Source organism: Mycobacterium arosiense ATCC BAA-1401 = DSM 45069 (genome assembly GCF_002086125.1).
Taxonomy (GTDB): domain Bacteria; phylum Actinomycetota; class Actinomycetes; order Mycobacteriales; family Mycobacteriaceae; genus Mycobacterium; species Mycobacterium arosiense.
This window is the reverse complement of record NZ_MVHG01000027.1, coordinates 23,546-43,485: the sequence shown is the minus strand read 5'-3', so window position 1 is coordinate 43,485 and position 19,940 is coordinate 23,546. Positions and strand designations below refer to the sequence as shown.

At 63.7% G+C, this 19,940-nt stretch carries 13 protein-coding genes and 6 pseudogenes; 7 read left to right on the top strand and 12 right to left on the bottom strand.

Annotated features, from left to right (window positions below; genetic code table 11):
* Positions 1-8: 8 nt before the first annotated feature.
* From nrdH to BST14_RS13210, 3 genes are all read right to left on the bottom strand, one after another.
* Positions 9-242 carry a glutaredoxin-like protein NrdH gene (nrdH, locus tag BST14_RS13215; RefSeq protein WP_083064876.1) on the bottom strand — a complete coding sequence of 78 codons (234 nt, stop codon included), beginning with the start codon at positions 240-242 and terminating at the stop codon, positions 9-11.
* A gap of 205 nt (positions 243-447) precedes the next feature.
* Positions 448-594 carry a hypothetical protein gene (locus BST14_RS30065; RefSeq protein WP_158085871.1) on the bottom strand — a complete coding sequence of 49 codons (147 nt, stop codon included), beginning with the start codon at positions 592-594 and terminating at the stop codon, positions 448-450.
* Positions 595-1,013: 419 nt separating this feature from the next.
* Positions 1,014-2,660: a ParB/RepB/Spo0J family partition protein gene (locus BST14_RS13210; RefSeq protein WP_083064875.1), complete on the bottom strand. Its 1,647-nt coding sequence runs from the start codon at positions 2,658-2,660 to the stop codon at positions 1,014-1,016.
* 522 nt (positions 2,661-3,182) lie between these two features.
* Between BST14_RS13210 and BST14_RS30950 the strand changes: the two are divergent.
* Positions 3,183-3,322: pseudogene (locus tag BST14_RS30950) on the top strand (nucleotidyl cyclase domain-containing protein); the annotation flags it as partial.
* A gap of 17 nt (positions 3,323-3,339) precedes the next feature.
* On the opposite strand, the pseudogene BST14_RS13205 reads toward BST14_RS30950, so the two are convergent.
* Positions 3,340-3,893 (bottom strand): annotated as a pseudogene (locus tag BST14_RS13205) (hypothetical protein).
* Between the two features lie 309 nt (positions 3,894-4,202).
* Between BST14_RS13205 and BST14_RS31580 the strand changes: the two are divergent.
* The gene (locus BST14_RS31580) at positions 4,203-4,448 is read left to right on the top strand and encodes a hypothetical protein (protein ID WP_306460716.1); all 246 of its coding nucleotides are present in this window, start codon (positions 4,203-4,205) and stop codon (positions 4,446-4,448) included.
* A gap of 207 nt (positions 4,449-4,655) precedes the next feature.
* On the opposite strand, the gene BST14_RS13195 is transcribed toward BST14_RS31580, so the two are convergent.
* The 5 genes and pseudogenes from BST14_RS13195 to BST14_RS13175 all read right to left on the bottom strand — a co-directional run bounded on the left by BST14_RS13195 (position 4,656) and on the right by BST14_RS13175 (position 10,971).
* On the bottom strand, positions 4,656-5,951 hold the full coding sequence (locus BST14_RS13195; protein WP_245845394.1) for a lipase family protein: 1,296 nt from the start codon (positions 5,949-5,951) through the stop codon (positions 4,656-4,658).
* Between the two features lie 407 nt (positions 5,952-6,358).
* A pseudogene (locus BST14_RS13190) lies at positions 6,359-6,928 on the bottom strand (ABC transporter substrate-binding protein); the annotation flags it as partial.
* A gap of 60 nt (positions 6,929-6,988) precedes the next feature.
* Positions 6,989-7,945: a CbbQ/NirQ/NorQ/GpvN family protein gene (locus BST14_RS13185; protein WP_083064873.1), complete on the bottom strand. Its 957-nt coding sequence runs from the start codon at positions 7,943-7,945 to the stop codon at positions 6,989-6,991.
* A complete protein-coding gene (locus tag BST14_RS13180; RefSeq protein ID WP_083064872.1) occupies positions 7,942-9,672 on the bottom strand; it encodes a nitric oxide reductase activation protein NorD in 1,731 nt (576 codons plus the stop codon). Before BST14_RS13180 ends, BST14_RS13185 begins: the two co-directional genes overlap by 4 nt.
* Positions 9,673-9,678: 6 nt before the next feature.
* Positions 9,679-10,971 (bottom strand): TetR/AcrR family transcriptional regulator, encoded by a 1,293-nt coding sequence (locus BST14_RS13175; protein WP_245845393.1) that lies wholly within the window; start codon positions 10,969-10,971, stop codon positions 9,679-9,681.
* Positions 10,972-11,622: 651 nt separating this feature from the next.
* On the opposite strand from BST14_RS13175, the pseudogene BST14_RS13170 reads away from it, so the two are divergent.
* Positions 11,623-12,037 (top strand): annotated as a pseudogene (locus BST14_RS13170) (SDR family NAD(P)-dependent oxidoreductase); the annotation flags it as partial.
* A gap of 37 nt (positions 12,038-12,074) precedes the next feature.
* Here the strand turns inward: BST14_RS13170 and BST14_RS13165 are convergent.
* On the bottom strand, positions 12,075-12,698 hold the full coding sequence (locus BST14_RS13165) for an alpha/beta fold hydrolase (protein WP_083064871.1): 624 nt from the start codon (positions 12,696-12,698) through the stop codon (positions 12,075-12,077).
* Between the two features lie 401 nt (positions 12,699-13,099).
* Here BST14_RS13165 and BST14_RS13155 point away from each other — a divergent pair.
* The 4 genes and pseudogenes from BST14_RS13155 to BST14_RS13140 form a co-directional block, all read left to right on the top strand.
* Positions 13,100-13,571, top strand: a pseudogene (locus tag BST14_RS13155) (SDR family oxidoreductase); the annotation flags it as partial.
* A gap of 322 nt (positions 13,572-13,893) precedes the next feature.
* The gene (locus BST14_RS13150; RefSeq protein WP_083064869.1) at positions 13,894-15,030 is read left to right on the top strand and encodes a spirocyclase AveC family protein; all 1,137 of its coding nucleotides are present in this window, start codon (positions 13,894-13,896) and stop codon (positions 15,028-15,030) included.
* Positions 15,031-15,072: 42 nt separating this feature from the next.
* Positions 15,073-16,206, top strand: coding sequence for a spirocyclase AveC family protein (locus BST14_RS13145; RefSeq protein WP_062893266.1), 1,134 nt, complete (start codon positions 15,073-15,075; stop codon positions 16,204-16,206).
* Between the two features lie 162 nt (positions 16,207-16,368).
* A pseudogene (locus tag BST14_RS13140) lies at positions 16,369-16,916 on the top strand (MMPL family transporter).
* Positions 16,917-17,430: 514 nt separating this feature from the next.
* Here the strand turns inward: BST14_RS13140 and BST14_RS13130 are convergent.
* The gene (locus BST14_RS13130) at positions 17,431-18,648 is read right to left on the bottom strand and encodes a cytochrome P450 (protein WP_077087691.1); all 1,218 of its coding nucleotides are present in this window, start codon (positions 18,646-18,648) and stop codon (positions 17,431-17,433) included.
* A gap of 6 nt (positions 18,649-18,654) precedes the next feature.
* Positions 18,655-19,923 (bottom strand): cytochrome P450, encoded by a 1,269-nt coding sequence (locus BST14_RS13125; RefSeq protein ID WP_083064868.1) that lies wholly within the window; start codon positions 19,921-19,923, stop codon positions 18,655-18,657.
* Positions 19,924-19,940: the final 17 nt, after the last annotated feature.

Sequence of the window (19,940 nt, the reverse complement as noted above, 5' to 3'; positions counted from 1 at the left end):
GGTGGGGTCTAGGCGGCCGCCAGGAGAGCCACGCGATCCGGACGGAAACCCGACCAATGCACCGTGGGGGAGACATAGACGGCGGGCGCGCCCAGGTAGCCCAAACTCATCACGTATTCGCGGGCCTCGGGATTTTCGGTGATGTCGATCTTCTGGTAGTCGATCCCCGCTTTGTCGAGCGCTTTGAACGTGGCGTTGCACTGCACGCAGGCCGGTTTCGTATGTACCGTGATTGGGGACATTACTTGCCTCCTTCGTAAATAGAGGGTGCTGCGCTGGATAATTAAAGATTACTGCCGTGATTGGCCCTATGCCATAGTCGCGCAAAAGAATTTCGAGCAATTGTGGATAGTTCGCAACACCGATTGAAGTTGGATATGCGCACCCTCCTTTCGGCGCGATCGCCCCAGCATGTTCTCGTGCCGTAACTGCCTGCGAACTGCGCTGTTACAGCATTGTGCACAGGCAGCGCACAGGAGTCGGCGAACCGGCCACTGCACCAGGGATTTCACGCTTGTTCTCGCTTTCCGCGACCTGGCGGTAATCGTTTGGCAGCAGCGATCGTGCCCGGTTATTCTTCTTGTATTCCGTCACGGATTTACCTTGCATAACCGGTCGATGTAGCCGTTTGCGCTCACTACCTCCACACTCCTGTCGCTGTAATTGCCGCCATTGTTTTTGCCTTTCTGGCATTCACGATATGAACCGGCCAACGGGCAGTGAGTGGAGCGCAAGGCCCGGGCGCGCAGTTTTCGCGGTGAGCGTCAGCGAGCGCCCCGGGGAAAGTTCGCGAGCCCACCGGCCAGCAGCGCGAAGGCCGGCGCCTTGCAGGTAGCGGTCCGGCCCGTCAGAATCGAACGGCGAGACGGCACAACATGTTTCGCCGCACACTCAAGGATCGAACCACCGCCGCCCCGCCGCCGTGATGAGCGAGCAGCACCGGCTGGCGGGTGGGACCGCCGTCGCCAAAGGTGGGGCCAGTACCTCAGCCCTGACCCCACCCGAGCGGCGCGCTACTCCTTTACCGCATCGGCCAAATATTGCTGGTACACGTCGTCGGCGTCCTTGGCCTTGGTCACGACTTCCTCGACAGGAGCCAGCGGGTAGTCGTTGCGCGCGAGCCAACGCAGGTACTCGCCGCTGCCGACGTGGTGGCCCCACCCGTCCGCATTGTTGCGCCAGGCATCCTTGGGGGTTCGCGATTCGAGCGCACCGAGCACCAGGGCCAGCGTGATCACCTCAGCGCGCCCGTCGCCGTTGGCGGGCAGGTCGGCCACCAGCTTGGCCACGGCCTGGCCGCTGTCCACTCCGAGCAGTGCAGCAGTCGTGTCCAGCGCGTTGTGGTTGGTGAGCAAGAAGCTGTCACGAGACAAGCAGTCAGCGATGAACATGGCAGCGCCCTTGGGAGGCGCCTTGCGCGCCAAGAGCTTCTTGACGAACTCGCGCCGCACATTGAGGGCCGCGTCACCGAGCTTGTTGAGGGCCAACACTTTCCGGCGCTCACGCTTCTCGGTCTCGGCGCGCTCGATCGCGGCCTGCTGGCGTGCCGTCTCGCTTGCCTCGTCGTCCAAGTCGACCGCTTCGCCGGTGTCGGTGTCCGCCATGCCCGCCTGCCGCGCGAACCAGCTCTGCGGCGTTAGTCCTGCGGCATGGTAGTCGAGGCAGTAGTAATCGGGGACGAACACCGCTGTCTCGGTGACCGAGTTGGCGTGGCGCAACCCCTCTGCAGGCTCGGCGTCTGGCTCGTCTTCGGTCTCCCAGTCCACGATCCCTTCGTCAACAACGTCGCCGGTTTCCACGTCGCACAGTGCGGTGTCCTCAGAGAGCAACACAGCCCAGTGGGCGGGGTTGGTGACAGCGTTGTCGTCGGCTTCGTCCCCCTCGCCGGTCACCAGGTGATGCAGCGGTATGCAGGCCGCATCCCACGACTCGGGCCGCTGCTCAAGGACGGTGAACCCCTTGTCGGTGTAGACCCGGGCTGCCTGGGCTCGGACCTGGGCGGTGGCGCGTTCTTGACGCAGCTGGGCGACCGTGTGCTCGAACCAGCCCCTTCCAGCCGAGCTCATCAGCCGCTCAAGCGCGCCGGGCACGTCCTCGAACTCAGTGATCGCGGCTGCTTCGACCAGGCTGAGCTGGCCGCTGGCCAAGGCGTCCATGGCGGTAGCTGACTGCGCGGCGGTGTGCGCGGCCTTCACGGCGTCCTTGGCGACGGACAACCGCTTGGCCACCTTGGTCACCGATATCCCTGCGTCGATCATCTGCTGGATGCCGCGCGCCCGCTGGGCGTCGGTGAGGTCCCGCTTCTGATCGTTGGTGACGATCTGGTGCACGATGCGGTCGATGGTTTCCTGGCTGGCATCAACAGCGGAAGACGGCAGCACATACACCGGAACGCTGGACAGGCCGACTTCGCGAGCAGCAAGAGTGCGCCGCTGGCCGTTGCGGACGCGGATGACCTCGGGCCGCTCGGGGTCGCGAACACCCGTGATCGGCACCAGCACTCCGTTCTCGGCGATGTTGGCGATGAAAGCCTTGCTCAAGGCTGCGTCGTCGCGGACATTGTCACCGATGTCAAGCAGCGCCGGGTCAAGGTGTTCCATCGTGCCTGACGGTTGGTCAGCGCTGCTGGCCGCGCTTTCGGTCTTGGCCGTGTCGGTCATGGTTGAACCCTTTCTGTGTGAGTCAGGCGTCCCGCGTGGCCGCCTGTTCTGTTTGCCTTCTGGCAATTGAGATTTGGGCCGGCATAGGGACGCGGAGTGCAAGGTCCGGGCGCGCAGTTGCCCGCGCGCGAGCGAAGCGAGCGTAAGCGGGGGACTGTGCGAGCCTTGTGCCCGGAGCGAAGCGGAGGCCGTGGCCTTCGCGCGAAGCGGACCGCCGGCAATAATCGAAAGCCAGAAAGGCAAACAAACACGGGCTTTGGGTCAGGGCCCAAGCTATTCAGCAGCGCCGGAGGCGCTTCAACTTCAACTCCCCGCTACGATCGCAAAGATGGGGCTTCGGCAGAGCCGGCGCCGGTGGGAGGAGCCCGTCGTTCGCACTGCCCCGAATGTGCTGCGGAGCTCGGCGCTCACAAGGTGCTTGTCGGAGTAGCGCATTGCCGGTGCGGACGGATACACCGTTCTCGCTGTTGCTAGCAGAACGAGCGGAATTGCCTGTGCTGCAACAACATTACGCAGTCCTACATCGTGGATTCGACGTGCCGGGCGGCGGAGATCGGCGATCGCAATTGGCATGCGCTGCTCGACGCGCACGACGCCGCGGTGAGGGCGCAGCTACGTCGCTTTCGAGGCCCGAGGTGAACACGGCGGGTGACGGCTTCCTCGGATGGTCGACGGCTGGCTACTGCATCTGGTCGAGCATGGTCGAGAACGCTGCCTTGAGCCGCAACCCTTTCTTGACCTCATCGGCTGCCACGTAGGGGTACTCGCTGATTTCCAGAAAGCTCGGTACGTGATGCTCACGAACGAACTGGACGAAAGCCTCGGGACGTTCTCGCCAGTCTTCGGGGAATCCTTCAAGGTTTTCGAAGGTGGTCGTGATGCCCGACTCGCTGAACAAATTCACCGCATCCTCGGTGTACTTGTCGAAGTCGGTGTCGAAGATCCCGTGGTACTGGAAGTAGGTCGTCGCCGATATTGAACAGCTGCCACTTCAGATAATGCAGCTTCAGGACATCCAAAACCTCGGGATCCTTATCGACTGCTGACGCCAGGGTTCTGCCGTGCTCGCGGATGGCCTCTTCTCGGCCAGGTTTGACCTTCGCGATGATCGTGAAGCCGTAGCAGGCGGGCGTGCGCGGAAAAACCGGTCCGTACCGCCCCCGCTCCAGCTCGAAGTAACCCTCTTTGGGGATTGTTAGCGCCGCTGGGCTTGGTCCAGTCGTGATTGGTGATAGCGGCCCGTCCGGCAACATCTAGGCCCCTCAAAATGGATCTACTGCCGGTCAGAGTTGCGCCGCTGGCGGGAGAAGCTATTTACTCGTGGTTGGAAGCCGCTGCTCGCCCCATGAGACTCTCAACGAAGCAGACGTTGAGGCTGCTCGGATGCACTAAGAGGAGTTCGGTGTGCGCGTGTCCCGTCGAGTCGCGGCCTTTAACAAGCGAATCACCAACCCAGCCGCCCTTCGGGTGGTCGACCGAATGCCTGGTATGGGAATTCTTTACCACGTCGGGCGCCGATCCGGAGCACGCTACCGTACACCGTTGCTGGTGTTCGACACGACCGACGGCTTTGCATTGCTCGTCGGCTACGGACCCCAAACAAACTGGGTGCGAAACGTTCTCGCGGGCGGCGACACCGCCATCTGCAAGCACCGCAAGACTGTCGCGGTCGGCCATCCCGTCCTCCTAGCCAAAAGCGAGGTGGCCCCCCAGGTGAGTCCCTCCTCGCGGTGGCTGTACCGCCTCTTTCCGTACAATGAATCGGTGATGGTGCTCAAGCGCCTCTAAGTCGGCGCGCTAGCGCAGCGGTGGGTTGGCTTTCGCGCCACGCTGGCGCCGCCAGAAGTGTCGATTCGTCGCTGGACCCTGATGGCTGAGACTCGTGACACAGGCGGATCAACTCTGGCGCAATAGGTTCGACGCCTCAAAACATCGCGACGATATGCGAGGTCGCATGGCGCGTTACACCCACGGTATGGATGGTACGGCCTCGATCTACTTCTTCCGACGTCGGTGGCGAAGCGATCGCCCTGGGGAGAAACCGGACTTGACGGCTTGCGATGCGGCGGCGGCGAGTGCCGGCAGACCTGCGTAGGTACGCGCATCGAGCAGCGCGGGCCAGGTGTGCCAGCTATTGGGCCGGTCGTTTTTGGCGAGCCGTTCGGCGAGCCACCATAGGCTCATCGGAACCGCGAAGGGATACAACAACAGGTGCTCGGCAAGGGGGTCGCGGTGGTAGCTCACCGCGGCGCCGCCTTGGGTGTAAGCTAGGACCAGCCTGTCCACATCGGCGACGTCGACGATCTTGTCGTGCACGCCCTGGATGAGTAGCAGGGGCATGCTCGGTGTCTTTTGCCCGAGCCGCGTCACCTCGAACACATGCTGCAGCTCGGGCAACGCGAACAATTCCTGAAAGCTCAGGTCGACGTAGTCGGCGATGTCGACATTGCGGAAGCGTCGGATCGCCCCTCCGGTCGACATTCCCTCGATCTCTGCAAGCAGGGCCTTGCCATCCTGGGTCGCGTGTTCATCGACGACCTTTTTCGCCTCGGGGAACACATGCACCAACGACGCGATCATCAACGCAGCAAGACCCGCCCACGGCGACGCATTCAACCGGCGCGCAACGCTTTCGGGATCCACCACCGGTGAACCCAGCACTGCCCCGACGATGTCGAGCTCGGGTGCGTACGTGGCGGCGACTTCGGCGGCCCATCCGCTGGCCAGGCCACCGCCGGAATACCCCCACACCGCCATCGAGGCCTTCGATGAAAGGCCTAACTCCGGGTAGTTGACAGCGGCACGCAGACCGTCGAGAACACGAAAGCCCGCCTCATACGGCGCGCCCCACATGCCGTTGAGGCCCTCGTGATCCGGGATACTGACCGCCCACCCGCGAGATAGGGCCGCGGTGATGAAAAAGAATTCCGCCTGAACCGAGGCCCCGACCAGCTCGGCGCCGTGCCGCAGCTCATAGGACGGGAAACACCGCGCCGCCACGGCGTCGATGGCGCACTGGTAAGACAGCACCGGGCACCGGGCCGGGTTCTCGCCACGCGGAACTATTACCGTGGTCACCGCCGCCTCGGGGAGATCGTGGGCGTCGGTGCTGCGGTACATCAGCTGCACCGCCATGCCCTGCCGGAGGCGACCGAAGAACGACACCGGCACCACCCGCGACCGCAAGACCGTCCCGGGTGCGACCCCGCCCAGACCGGCGGGGCGGGCATAGAAAGGATCGCGATCAGGTGTGGGGAAGCCATGGCGTGTCCAGGAGGACGAGTTCTTCAAGATGTGTTGCTTTCCAGGCTGTTGATGGTGCGCGCCCAACAAAACGTTAGGCACGACCTGCTTGTCTAGCTGGCGCGCGCCGCGGTATGTAATCAGGCTGTGTTGGTGATGCCTTGAGCGATATCGCGCACCGGGGTGTTCGTGTGCTGGGATTGCTGTCTCAGTAGTCCCTGCAGAAGAAGTTCAAACGGTCGGTCATCCAGCGCTATCGGGGCGTTTGGGAATCCACCGTCATCGGCAGACTCCGCCGCCCGCGCTGCACCGTGCTTCTGCGTCATCCTGGCGAGAAGTAGCGACCCTCGAACGAGTTCCGACACCGCGGAGTAAGTGTCGTGCGCTGTCTGCTCATCGAGACCGGAGTCGATCATGTTGGCGATCGCTTTCTGTGTCTCGTGTCCGCCGAGCCGTCGAGCCATCTGGGCGATTGCCGCTTCGGCGACGATGCGAATGCCTTTGCGCCGACACGCGCTTCGCAAATTCTTCAGGTAGCTTTCGCCGATCAGGTTCTGCTCGACGAGAACTCCGATTTCGGGGAGTCCGCGTTTGGCAACGAGGTCCGCGATGAAAATCGGCTCGTCGGTCATCGAGCCCTGCGGGAAGGCGAAGGTCCACTCGCCTAGCCAGTCGTCGGTGCCGGTGACGGCGATCGCCGGGACCTTGAACCGCTCTTCGATCGCTTCGCGGGTGGGCACGCAGTTGTCGGTGATGTGGGGTCCGAACACCACCAGACAGGCTTCGTCGACAAGCTCACCGAAAGCGTCGATGACCGCCTTGACCGATCCCTTGGGCAGGTCCTCTACCTCGCGGTAGATCATCTGCACAGGGCGGTCCATCAGCCCCTGCTCGGTGGCCTCTTCGAAGATGAGGTCAAAGCAGCGGGTGAAGTCCGCCTTCATCTCCTCTGGGAACATCGGTGGCAACGTGAAGTCCATCAGGTAGCCGATCTTGATGGGCTCTGCAGTGCTTTCGTAGGACATCGCACTTCCTTCGGGTTTATGCGGGTCAACCTAAGATTTGTTATCTGCCGCGCGGATTCGCTAGACGTTTTCGTTGAGGTAGACCTCGATCATCTGGATGAGTCCGTTGGTGATGGCGGGATCGTCGCTGAGGGGTCCGGCGATCGCGGCGCGTGCCGCTTTGGGTGCGGGCAGGCCTTGGGCGATCAGGCGGCCCGCTGCGATGAGCACCCGCGTGGACGCCACTTCGCGCAACCCCCCGGTTTCCAGGCGCCGGATCGCTTGACCGAACCGGACAAGCTGTGCGGCGTGGTCGCTGCTGATTCCTGCTTCGGTCGCGACGATCTTTTCTTCGATGTCGGCGTTGGGGAAGTCGAACTCTAAGGCGACCATGCGTTGCCGCGTGGAGTCTTTGAGATCTTTGAGGACGCTTTGGTAGCCCGGATTGTAGGAGACCACCAGGCCGAACCCGGGTGCCGCCGCCAGGGTGACGCCGAGCCGTTCGACGGGGAGCTGGCGGCGGTGATCGGCTAATGGGTGCAGCACGACGGTGGTGTCTTGGCGGGCCTCGACGACTTCGTCGAGGTAGCAGATGGCTCCTTCGCGCACCGCGCGGGTTAGCGGCCCGTCGACCCATTGAGTGTCTCCGCCGACGAGGAGGAATCGTCCGACGAGGTCGGCGGTGGTGAGGTCGTCGTGGCAGGCGACGGTGATCAGTGGCCGACCCAGGTCGTGGGCCATGGCCTCGACGAAGCGGGTCTTGCCGCATCCGGTCGGACCTTTGAGCAGAATCGAAAGGCCTTGCAGGTAGGCGGCTTTGAACACATCTTCTTCATCACCGACGGCGACATAGTAGGGACGGGCTGCACTGTCGCCGACGTCGGCGCGGGTCGATTCACCGTTGCCGGCGGTGCCGGCGGTGCCCGATGGGGCCACTGCGCCCTCGGTGCTGGCAACGTGCAGCCGCCCGCCGTCGTCGTCGTGGTCGGGTCGGGCGGAGACGTCGGTCAGGTGGCGGGGGTCGGTGGATCGCGTCATGCGCTTCGTGTCCGTTCTGTTGAGGTGACGTGCTGAACCGGGCGGGTGGCATTAATCAGGCGGCGGCGCGCTTGTGCCGAGCGAAGCGCGGACCGAAACAGGGGTCCGACAACACCTTTGAGATCCTCGGGGCGTGCAACGGTGGCGTGGGCGGTGCTGCCGAAGACGTGGCGCAGCGCCGCGACGTCGGTGCTGGCGCCGATGGTCAGACACAGACAGCCAGTGCCGCGGCGGCGAGCCTCGGCCAGCGCGCGGCGCGCGTCGGCGGCACCGTAGTCGCGTTCGTATCCGTGGTCGTAGGCCAGGCCGTCAGAGATCACCACGAGCAGTCGGCGCGGCGTGCCGGCGTGTTTTTCTACCACCGCTGCGCCGTGACGGATCGCGGCGCCCAGTCGTGAGAAGGCGCCGGGAGTGATGGCCTGCAGCCGTTGCATGGTGCGGGTGTCGAGGTGATCGTCGAAGCGTTTCACCGGTGTCACCTCAACCATGGATCGACCTTGAGAGGCGAACGCATACAACGCGACTCGGTCACCGAGGTCGTGCAGCGCCACGGTGAGCGCTGCTGCGGTGGTGCGCTGCTGTTGATGTACGGTCTGACCGTGCGTTCCCGGTTCGGCGGTGGATCCAGAGACGTCGAGCAAAACCAACACCCCCAGATCGCGTCGGCGCCGCAGGGTATCGAGGTAGACCTCCTCGGCCGAGGGCGCTTCGGCCCGTGTTTCCACTTGGGCTTCCACCGCCGCGTCGATGTCGATGTCGTCGCCTTGGGCCTGGCGGCGCGACCGTTGCAGCCCGACCCCGAGGCGTGCCAGCGGCTTACGCAGCCCGATATCGCGTGCGATGTGCGCGGCCGCACCGGTATTCGGGGGTTCGATCTCGTGCACCGTGCACCACTGCGGGCGGTAGCGGCGCTCGCGCATGTTCCATTCGGGATATGTCGCGCCGCGCGGGGCGAAGGGATCGTCAGTCTCGGTTGCCGATCGTGCGTTGGAAACCACTGCAGTGCTGCCCGTCGCGCCGGCCCGGGTGCGATGCGTCGGTGTGTCAGCGCCTGGTTGGCCGCCTCCGGACAGCTGGCGCACCACGCTGAGCATGCGTGCCAGCAGTTTGCCCAGCACGCCGCCACCGCCGACCGGGCTGGTGAACGGGTCTTGCATGTCCTGGTCGTCGGCGATGTCGTCGTCGGCCAGTTCCTGGAGTTCTTTGTCCTGTTGTCGTCGTGGGGTGTGCTCGCCGGCCGGCCCGGGCCCGTGGTCGGCGCGTTTGTCGACGACGACCTTGCGGGGACGTAGGACGCCGAAATCGGCGGGCGGGTCGGGTATGGGTTGGCGACTTAACGCGATGTCGAGTGAGGCGGCCGGCGAGTGAGTGCGCGAGGCGAGGTCGCCGTCGATGAGCGTGCGCACTGCCGGGGGCAGCCACATCTGGTTGGCGGCCAGCGCGCGGTGACCTTCAATGGCCAGGTAGCGGCGCACCGCCGCGCGATGTGTGCTCAATGTGCGGGTGATCGCGGGTTGGAGGCTGTCGGCCGCGATCAGACAGGCTTGAACGGTGATCGCGGTGAGTCGAGCTGTGGGCGGGCTGTTTGGGTCGACGAAAATCGTGCGCCTGTTGGTCCAGCACGGCTGCCCGGGCTCTGTCGCGGCGACGGCAACCGGTTGCCCTGACAGCGCTGAGGCCAGCATCTCTAGCTGTGGCAAGGGTGTGGCGGGGCGATCGGGTGTCATCTGGTCCTATGTCCGTGCCGGGCCGCGCGTCGGAGTCAGGCTGCGGTCGGCGATGCCACGGATCACGGTGTCGCGGGCCAGGCGCAGCGCCGCCCGTCTACCCAGGCGGTGGACGAGGTTTTCGGGTATCCACAAGACGCCCATGACGCAGCGCGCCAGCATCTCTAGCGATGATGTGTGCGCCTGCAGGTCGTGTGACCGGATGCCCTCGCGCAGCAGGCTTTCCAGTTCGGCCAGTCGCTGGGCGAAGGCCAGGCCTGGTTCTGGTGTGTTCGGCGGGTGCTGGCGCAGCCACGCGAGCTGAATCTTCCACTCGTGGGGGAAGCGGTCGATCGCGTTGATGTTGACCCAACTGAGCGCATCGAGCTTCTCGACCGCGGTGGCGTCGCTGGCCAGGACTTCGGCGAAACCTCCGCCGGCCTTGCGTCCGAACGCCTCGATGATCGCTCTGAACAACCTGTCTTTGGAGCCGACCACCGAGTACACGCGGGCAGGACCCAATGCGGTGGCCTCGATGATGTCGCGCATCGTGGTGGCCTCATATCCGCGGCGACCGAATTGTTCTCGCGCCACGGCGTGGATGTAGGCGGACTTGCCGGTGACCTCGACATGGCTGTCCTCACCCCACGAGCCGATGGCCTTTTCGGCGGCGGCGAAGGCGGCCGAGGAGTCCAGTTCGTCATCTGTAGGCGGCCGGCTGCTCAGCCCTGTCGTCATGATTCGGCACAACAGGGCGGCGACATCCTCGGCGGCGGCGGTGTGGCGGATGACGTCGAGCCCGACGTGCATCAGGCTTTGGCAGATACGATCGGCCAGCGCCGATATGGCGACACCTGATCGAAGCAGACCGTTGGCCGCGCCAGCCGCCAGTATCTGGGTCATCGTGTATTGCAGCGTCGTGGGTCTCGCGGACAGAAGCAGGCTCAGTGACGGGTTGGCGCTGGCAGCCTCGAAGAATGACATCTGCAATGCGGCCGGGTGGCGCGCCGCACAGCGCGCGATGGCTGAGCCGAAGTCATAGAACCCGGCGGGGAATGGGCTGGCCTGGCGGTGGTCGGTGTCATCGAGCGCCGCCTTTGCGACGCCGTCGATGTCGGCGCGAAAACCCTGGACCAGTTCGAAAAGCAACTCTTCTTTGCTGCTGAAGTGGTGATACAGGCTGCCCCCCAATATGCCGGCGGCTGCGGCGATGTCAGCCAACGAGGCGCGCGGGCCTGCCGAGGCGATCACCGATTCGGCCGCCTGCAGGATCCTGGCACGTGCCGTGCACTGGCGGGCCCAACAAGTGTCCGCCGGCAAGCGGGGACCACTATGCGGTGGTGACATCGGTTCGGCCCGACGGGGCTGAGCCGATCGCATGACGCGGGCGCGGGTCACCATGACTGACACTCGATAATGTCTGGAGGTCTGTTGGCGGCGCCGGGTGCGGCTGACCTCCGTCCGACGTTGTTGTGGCCGGCGCCGAATCGACCGTGCTCTCGCGGCGTGCGACCACGCGTGGTGCCGATGAATTGCCAAGGCAAGCATCGGGTGGCGAATCGGAGCAGGCCTGTCATGACGGCGAATCCCCAAGAGCGTCGAAGGGTGCGGCAGGGCGGCAATGTTCCCTGGGCGCAACGCGAACCCGACAGCTGCTCGACCCGGTCGGACCCAAGCTCATCGAGGAGCTACCGACGAGACATGAGATGGCCACCAGCTCAGCAGACACCTCTAACCGGCCGGTCGAGACACGCGGGCAGCTTAGCGACATCGCTCGTCCTCTCCGTCCCGACCTATTGTGGTGCAGTCTGACTCCAGAATAAGATCTGGTGCTAGATTGCACCAGATCAGTTGGGTTGGTCAAGGGACCGCAGCCAGACGCCCAGTCACCGCTTCCTGCTCTTGGTTGATGGACCGGCCTGCAGGTTAGCCGTATCACGTTGATAAGCAACCGAAGTGGAGGAAGATCCTTTGTCCGGACGTCTCGACGGCAGGTCGCCGTCATCAGGGGAGCTGCCCGCGGCCAAGGGCGCGCGCACGCCGTCGCCATAGCCAAAGCGGGCGCCGACATCGTTGCCCTCGATATCTGCGGGGACGTCCCGAGCAACCCCTACCCGTTGGCGACACCCGACGACCTCTCTGACACCGAACGATCGGTGAAAGAACTTGGGCGGCGCGTGGTCGCGCGGATCGCCGACGTGCGTGAACGCCACGAACTGCGCGACACCGTCGAGGCCGCTCTGGCCGATCTCGGCAGGATCGACGTCGTCGTCGCCAATGCCGGCATCCTGCCGATGGCGATGGGCAACCCCGACCCATGCATTTCGTCGACGCCTCCGACGTCGACCTGGTCGGCGCGATGAACACCGTCGCGGTCACCATGCCCGCTACCTGTGGGTAGTGGGTCAGTTTGAAGTTATTGGCTAGTTGCGCGGCCTTGGCCCGAGATCGTCGAGAATCTCTTTGGCCATGACAACGGGGAGCAGGTGACCGGTCGCGGGAACCGCCCTCAGCGTGCTGTTGGGCAACAGGCTAGCCAAACGACGTGCATGTTTCATCGGCACCAAGGTGTCCTCTTCCCCTTGCCAGATGGTGACCGGCTGCTGGATCTCGGGGAGGTCGAAACCCCATGAGCCGAAGTAGTGACGGTACTCTTCGACCATTCCCTGTACGCCGCCGCTCATCACTTCGCGATGCGTCGCCAGCAGGGATAGGGGCGGCGGGTTGAGTGCTGCGCCATCCCGGCTGCCTGCTAGGTGCGGGAGGACCCACCCGAGCACGCGTGGCGGTACACGGCGTATCAGTTGCAGCAGCGCCGCAGCGGCCCACGGCGCCCATCGGGCGGCCGGGATGAGCAACTCATCGGGCAAGAACCCGATCTCGAAGACGTTCCTGAGTCGCTCCAGGGGAGCCATCCCGTCGATGGTGGCGACCACGCGTACTCGCCCGGGCATCGCCGCAGCGCACGCCAACGCGAAGGGGCCTCCGCCCGACCAGCCGGCGAAGGCGAAGTCATCTAGAAGCAGCAGGTCAGCAACCTGAGCCACGGTGTGCCCCCACTAGCCAACCGAGGCCATGCTCCACAGGTCGCTGCGCCCAATGCCCGGTCGGTCAATTGCGATGATTTCGGCACCACAAGAACGCGCCGCCTCGTCCATCACCGTGGCGTCCATACCGCAACTGAGTCCGCCGTGGTTCCACACCAGGGGCCACCCACCAGGTGACCCAAACCGCCACACACCCACGCGACGCGAATCGACCAGCACGGTCGAACCCGAATCGGTACCCCCGTTGTTGCTCTGCATTGATCGCCCCTCCGAAAGGTCACCCCGCCGCACCGTTCTCGGCTATTGCACCAAATATCTGTTCCGCGCTAGTGGTATTTCCCTGCACATGTTGGCGACTAATGATCGCGGCTTGGTGCAAAGGTCTAGTCGAGTAGCGCGCGCACTTGTGCGACGGCGCCTCCATCATCGTCACCGGTTCCACCGCCGGCATGATCCGGGGCGCCACCGACAACCCGACCATGGGCCCCGGTGGGGCGGGCTACGCCTGGAGCAAGCGCGTCGTCATGGAGGACGTCGAGGAGATGTGCTTGCACCTGGCGCTGCGGATGATCCAGATCAACGCCATCCACCCGACCAACTGCAACACCCACCTGCTGCAGAACGATGGCATGTACAGCATGTTCCGCCCGGATCTGACCCAAGCGGGCAAGAAGGCCACCCGCGAGGACGCCGAACCGTTATTCACCCTTTTCCGGGCCATGCCCACTCCCTACGTCGAACCCGAAGACATCGCCAACCTGGGCGTGTTCCTGGCCAGCGACGAAAGCCGCTACATCACCGGCCAACACATCCGCGTGGACGCCGGGCCTGCTGAAGTGGCCAACGGGCCCGGCAGATGGGACGTGCCCCTAACTGCTTGACCAATGGACCCGTTGTGGTGCAGTCTGACTCCAGAATCATGGTCTGGTGCCTAACGACACCAGAAAGAACGGGTAGGGAGCAATGTCGGTTGACTCGACAGAGGCGCAGGTCGACCCCATGACAACGCGGCGCCGGGGGCGCCGGCGACGCGTGCGCTGGTGAGCCGCTAGATGACATCCGAGTACGACAGGCGTTCACCCCATCCGCCTCCACGCCAGCCCCGCCGCAGCGGGGCTCCGGCGGGATCGATGCGATCCCGAGACGTAGTCGGCGATCGCCCCGGCCCGGAACAAATGTTTGTGGAGGGCGGTTGGTGACCACCGAGCAAACCACAGCACCTTCGCGGACACCGGAACGCGTCGCTGCACGGTCCCCCAGAGGCAGGATCGCAGCCTGGTTGCTCGCGGCGCTCGGCGTCGCGTTGGTCATCGCCGTCGCGTGGAACGCGCGCGACTATCCCGATGCGCGGGTTGGTAATCCGGAGGTCTCCGGCGCGCCGCGCCCCATCGAGCCGCTGGTGGGCTATGACCACTGGCTGGGGCTGTTCCAGATCTTCGCGGTCGTGTTGGTCGCCGGCCTTTTTGCGCTATTCCTGTGGGGATGGCGAGGCTATGGGCCGCACCCCTACGTCTTGATGGGTGTGGTGACCACCTTCATCGCCTGGCAAGACCCCATCATGAACTGGGCGCCCTACGCGGTGTACAACCCCAGGCTGTGGCATTTCCCCGAGTCATGGCCGCTGGTTTCGATATCTCCGACCATCGAGCCCTTCGTCGTCCTGGGTTATGCGTTGTTTCAGTTTGGCCCGTATTTTCCTGCCGTCTGGATTCTGCGCAAACTTCAGGCCCGGCGCCCGGCTGACGCCTTCGTGTGGCGTCACCCGCTGATCAGCCTCGCCGCGTTGATCTTCGTCTGCGGCTTCCTCATCGACATGCTGTTAGAGGTGTTCCTCGTGCGCACCGGGTTTTACATCTACTCCCAGGTGATCCCGTTCGGCTCCATCTTTGTGGGCACTGCCTACCAGTTCCCATTGCTGTGGGAGTCGTCGTTGGTGACGCTGGTCATGATCCCCGCCGGCATCCTGGTGTATCGCGACGACACCGGCCGCACGGTGTCAGAAAAACTGGCCCAGCGCGCCCGCGTCCTCCCAGGGCGGCCGGTGCTCGCCTCGTTTCTGGTGATGCTGGTCATCATCAACGTCTCCTACCTGGTCTATGGAGTGACGTTCACCGCGCTGAAGTGGTCTCGGCTGGCCTCCTCGGTCGCTTGTCCGTGGCCGTACCCCGACGCCAAAGTCTTTGACCCCCAAGGGTTTTACGAGCAGAACGGCCAGAAAGGTCCCTATTCAGTCGGGATCATGTCGACCTGGGGCAACGGCCAGCCCCACGGGCGCCCGAACGCGCAGCGCGGCTCCGAAAGTGACCGTTGTGCCCAGGGCGCCAACAGGTGACCGCGCAAATTTCACACGATCAGTGATGGGTGAGGAGAGACAATGACCACTGAACGAACCTCCAAGCCGGCGAGCCGACCCGACATCGAGCCGACCCGCTGGTCGACCAGCGGGATCTGGAAGTGGGTGTGGCTCGCGCTCGGTGTCGCCGCGGTGGTGGCCGTCGGGTGGAACGCGCGCAATTATCCTGATGCGCGGATCGCAAACCCCGCGGTCACGGGTACGCCACGGCCTTGGGAGCCGCTCCTCGGCTACCAGCACTGGATCCCCGTCCTGCAGATCTTCACCGTCATCGCCGTCGTGGGCCTCATCGTGGCAGGCGTATGGGGCTGGCGACGCTACGGGCCGCACCCCTACATCCTGATGAGCCTGGTGACCACGATCATCGTCTGGCAGGACCCGCTGATGAACTGGGCGCCCTACGCCGTGTACGACCCGCGGCTATGGCACTGGCCCGAATCCTGGCCATGGGTCTCGCTGGCGCCGACCGTCGAACCGTTCGTCGTCTTCGGCTACGTCATGTTCCAGTTCGGACCGTACTTCCCGGGAGTCTGGGCGCTGCGCAAAATTCAGGCCCGGCGGGGCACTGACACCTTCGTGTGGCGCCACCCCCTGCTGAGCCTGGGGGTACTGATCTTCATCTTCGGGTTCATCATCGACATGATTCTTGAGGTCACGATGATCCACACCGGGCTCTACATGTACTCCCAGGTGATTCCCTTCGGGTCGATCTTTGTGGGCACTCCCGTTCAATTCCCCTTGTTGTGGGAATCCTCATTGGTGACGCTGGTGATGATTCCTGCCGGGATACTGGTCTATCGGGACGACACCGGCCGCACGGTGTCGGAGAAACTGGCCCAACGTGCCCGCATCTTTACGGGCCGACCGGCGCTGGGCTCGTTCATCGTGATGCTCATCATCGTCAATGTGTTCTATTTGGTGTACGGGCTGGCGTTCGCCTCGTTCAAATGGACACGGATCGCGACATCTGTCGCGTGCCCCTGGCCCTACCCGGAAGCCAAAGTCTATGACCCGCAGGGCTTTTACGAGCAAAACGGTCAGCAAGGCCCGTACTCGGTGGGTATTGCCTCGACGTGGATGATGGCCCAACCGCACGGACGTCCCCACGTGACGCTCGGATCCATCAGTGACCGGTGCGCTTCGAACAAGCAGTGAGTGCTGGGCGCATCGGTGGCGTCTGCAAGCAACGAGTGCGCAGTCTGCACGTCGGGAACGACCGTGTGACCCTGTGATTGCCGTTGGGGGCGATCTGTGCCGAAGGCGCCGATACGTTCGCGTGGGAAACCGGCGTGGTGAGGCGACAATTGGTCATCGTGGATGTCCTGCCCCGCGGGCGCTTCCGGGGGAGGCGCGCTTTCTGCCGATGGCAGCGTCATTACGGCAACCGTCTTGCTCAAGGGCGATGTTGGTGAACGCCAGAAGGCGTCGGCGTCGCTCAACGAGCACTTGGCGAAAGACATGCCCGCTGGAATCAACGCCGCGATGGCCGGCAACAGTCCGCTGATGGGCGACCTCACCGAAGTCGACGGACAGGACATGATGACCGCCGAGATGGTCAGTCTGCCATTGGCGTTCATCGTGCTGCCGCTCGCGCAGCGGTCCGTGCTGGCCGCGATGATGCCGATGGTGCTCGGAATGTGCGCTGTGGGGGTCACTCTCGGCTTGTTGTCGCTTCGGTGTCCCTCATGGACTGGAACGTATTCGTCGAGTCGTTGGTGGCGATGATGGGCCTTGCGATCGGGATCGACTACTCGTTGCTGATCGTGCGGCGCTACCGTGAGGAACTGTCCGCCGGCATGGTCCCGCGGCAGGCCATCGTGCGAACACTCGAGACAGCGGGTCGCACGGCGCTCTTTCGGGCATGATCGTCGTCATCTCACTGGTCGCAATGGCAGTCACCGGTCTGCCCGTTTTACGCTGACTCCGCAATCGGAGTCATCCTCGTTATCCTCGTCCTGGTCACCGGCGCACTGACCCTCTTGCCGGCATTGTTGCTGGTCGTCCTGGGCGACCGGCTGGACAGAGGGAGGAGGCTTCACCCAGCTCCAAACGATTGGCAGACAACGGTAGTCGATGGGAACGTTGGGCGCGTGCGGTGATGAGACGCCCGGTGCCGGTTCTTGTGGCCTGCACACTGATCCTGTTGGTGGCCGCGATCATGGTGGCAATTTTCAGATCTTTCTGCCTGGACAGAATCCCGGAGATGAAACAGATGGGATTCGGACTCGCTGTTGCGGTAGCTGTTTGACGCCACACTCATCCGCGTCACCCTTGTGCCTGCCTTCATTGAAAATCACCGGGAACTGGAACTGGTGGATCCCACGCCGCCTGGACCGGCTGCTACCCGAACTCCAGCACGGATGAGCTCCCGAACGCGTTTTACCACGTGACGGGCAGCTCATTCATACCGTAGATGCCGGACTCGGCTTTGAACGTGAGATCGGCTGACGGTACGGCTAATTGCAAGCTGGGCAGGCGCCTTGCCAGTGACGCAAACGCTACCTGCATTTCGACTCGCGCAAGGTTCTGCCCGATGCATTGATGGACTCCGTAGCCAAAACCGAGGTGTCCCCGCGTCTTTCGCTCGACATCGAACTGATCGGGATGGCTGGCGAAAGTATCATCCCAGTTGCCGGCCGGCAGGTTCATCAACAGCCTTTCTCCCGCACGCACGAGTTGGCCACCGATTACGAGGTCTTGGGTAGCCACCCGGTCGACTTGACTCTGCACGATGGTGAGATACCGCATCAGCTCTTCAACGATGTTGGCAACCAAAGAGTGATCGTCGGTTTGGCCCAGTCGATGAAACACCTCTGGCCGATCCAGCAGCGCAAGGGTACCCAACGCGATCATATTCGCCGTGGTTTCGTGACCCGCCTGCATCATGATCACGCCCGTCATGGCTGTGGTGTCTCGATCGAGTTGGCCGGTCATTACGTAATCGGTGACCAGGCGGCTGATCAGGTCGTCGCCGGGCTCGCGTTGCTTTCGCTGTGTCAACTCGTGAATGTAAAGGTACATTGCCGCAAATGCCTGCGAACGCTGCTCGTCGCTCACACTTGAGTCCAAGGTGATCGCGGTGTTGCGCTGAAAAAAATCGAGATCTTCCTCCGGGACGCCCAGCAGCAAAGCGATCACCAAAGACGGTACGGGCAACGCGAATTCGCGCACCAGATCCGATGGTGGCCCGGTGGCAATCATCGTATCCAGGCATTCATCGACCAGCTGTTGGATTTGTTGCCGACGCGATTCGCTGCGCCTGAAGGTGAATTGACTGGTCATCATCCGTCGGAGCCGATGATGTTCGGGGTCGTCGGTTCGCGCAAACATGACGGGTGTATTTTCGCGGCCCGCAGGCATGCGGGACCAATCGATCGTATCGGCCGAAAGTCGTTGATCGACTAACGCTTCCCGGATGTCGTGGTAGCGACTCACCACCCAGTGTGGTTGGCCTTGCCATGTCGCACGTCGCAGACCCGGCTCCTGGCGCCAGGTCGTGAATGCCGCAGGCGGCTCAAGCGGACACTGAACTGCGCGGGGGACCGGCATCACTGGCATATCGCCGCCGGAGGAGAGATCTGAGGTTTCCGAAGACATCGACGGTCAGTCCAGCGGGGTGAACTCTAAGTGAAGGTTGGTCAGACCGCGCAGGATGAAGGTGGGTTCATACCCGTAGTGGCGGGTGTCGGCGGGGCCGTGGCAGGCCTCGCTGATGCGGATGTCGGCCATCCGGTCAAAGATGCGGTTCAGTGAGATGCGGCCTTCGGCACGCGCGAGCGGCGCCCCTGGGCAGGAGTGGTTGCCGCGGCCAAAGGCGATGTGTTCACGCACATTCGGGCGGTCCAGCCGAAATTCGTTGGGAGCGTCGAACTTTGCGGGGTCACGGTTGCATGCTCCAGGGAGCAGCATCATGGTGGTGCCGGCCGCGATCGGCACGCCGCCCACCGTGGTCGATTGCCGTGCCAGGCGGAAGTGGCTTTTCACCGGGCTTTCCATGCGCAGCGTTTCTTCCAGGAACACCGGGATGCGACTGCGGTCCTCGCGCAGCACCGTCTGAATGTCGGGGCGCTCCCCGAGAACGCGCAGCGCGAAGCTGAGAAGTTTCGTGGTGGTCTCCATGCCCGCCGAGAACAGGAACGTCGCCAGGTGCACGACATCCATCACCAAAGGTGTTGACCCGTCCGGGTACTTGGCTTGCGCCAGTTCAGTTAGCACGTCCTGGCGTGGCTGCGCGCGGCGCTCGACGATGTAGCCGGCGAACTTCTCATCCAGCCACAGCAGCGGGTTGTGCGCTGGCGCGTCGTCGCCGAGAGCGCCGGGGACCTCGTCGTTGGCTGCCAGCGTCGCACGGAACAGCTTGTGGTCGTCTTCGGGAACACCGAGCAGATCGGCGATCACCAGCAGCGAGAACGGTCGCGCGTAGTCCTCCAGGAACTCGCAGCTGCCGCGGGACACGAACTCGTCGAGTTGCTCGTCGGCCAAGCGCCACATGAAGTCTTCGTTCTCCGACAGGCGCTTGGGGGTCAGCAGACGGCTCAACAGCCCTCGGGTGTAGGCGTGCTCGGGGGGGTCTTGGGTGACGATGTGCTCGCTCATCGGGATCTGGTCGCGCTTTTCGGCGATCAGGGCGCTGATGTCATCGGTGTCGGTGTCGAAGGACACCCCGGCGTAGGGGCCGGCCACCGACACACACGCCGAAAAGGTGTTGTCCTTATAGACGGTGAGGGCTTCTTGGTGGCCGGTGATGGCCATCACCTGATGGTGCGGCTCGGCGGTCACCGGGCATTTGGCGCGTAGATGGTCGAAATACCCGTAGGGGTCGGGCACCAGCTCAGGGTCGGTGAAATAGTCGACGGAATCGAAGTCGTTCACAGCCAAATCTCCTCTTG

What these genes read in the sequence shown, in the direction of transcription:
- BST14_RS13145 (WP_062893266.1), top strand. Translation starts at nt 15,073, where the DNA reads ATGACCACTGAACGAACCTCCAAGCCGGCGAGCCGACCCGACATCGAG.
- BST14_RS13210 (WP_083064875.1), bottom strand. Translation starts at nt 2,660, where the DNA reads ATGACCGACACGGCCAAGACCGAAAGCGCGGCCAGCAGCGCTGACCAA.
- BST14_RS13130 (WP_077087691.1), bottom strand. Translation starts at nt 18,648, where the DNA reads ATGTCTTCGGAAACCTCAGATCTCTCCTCCGGCGGCGATATGCCAGTG.
- BST14_RS13180 (WP_083064872.1), bottom strand. Translation starts at nt 9,672, where the DNA reads ATGACACCCGATCGCCCCGCCACACCCTTGCCACAGCTAGAGATGCTG.
- BST14_RS13185 (WP_083064873.1), bottom strand. Translation starts at nt 7,945, where the DNA reads ATGACGCGATCCACCGACCCCCGCCACCTGACCGACGTCTCCGCCCGA.
- nrdH (WP_083064876.1), bottom strand. Translation starts at nt 242, where the DNA reads ATGTCCCCAATCACGGTACATACGAAACCGGCCTGCGTGCAGTGCAAC.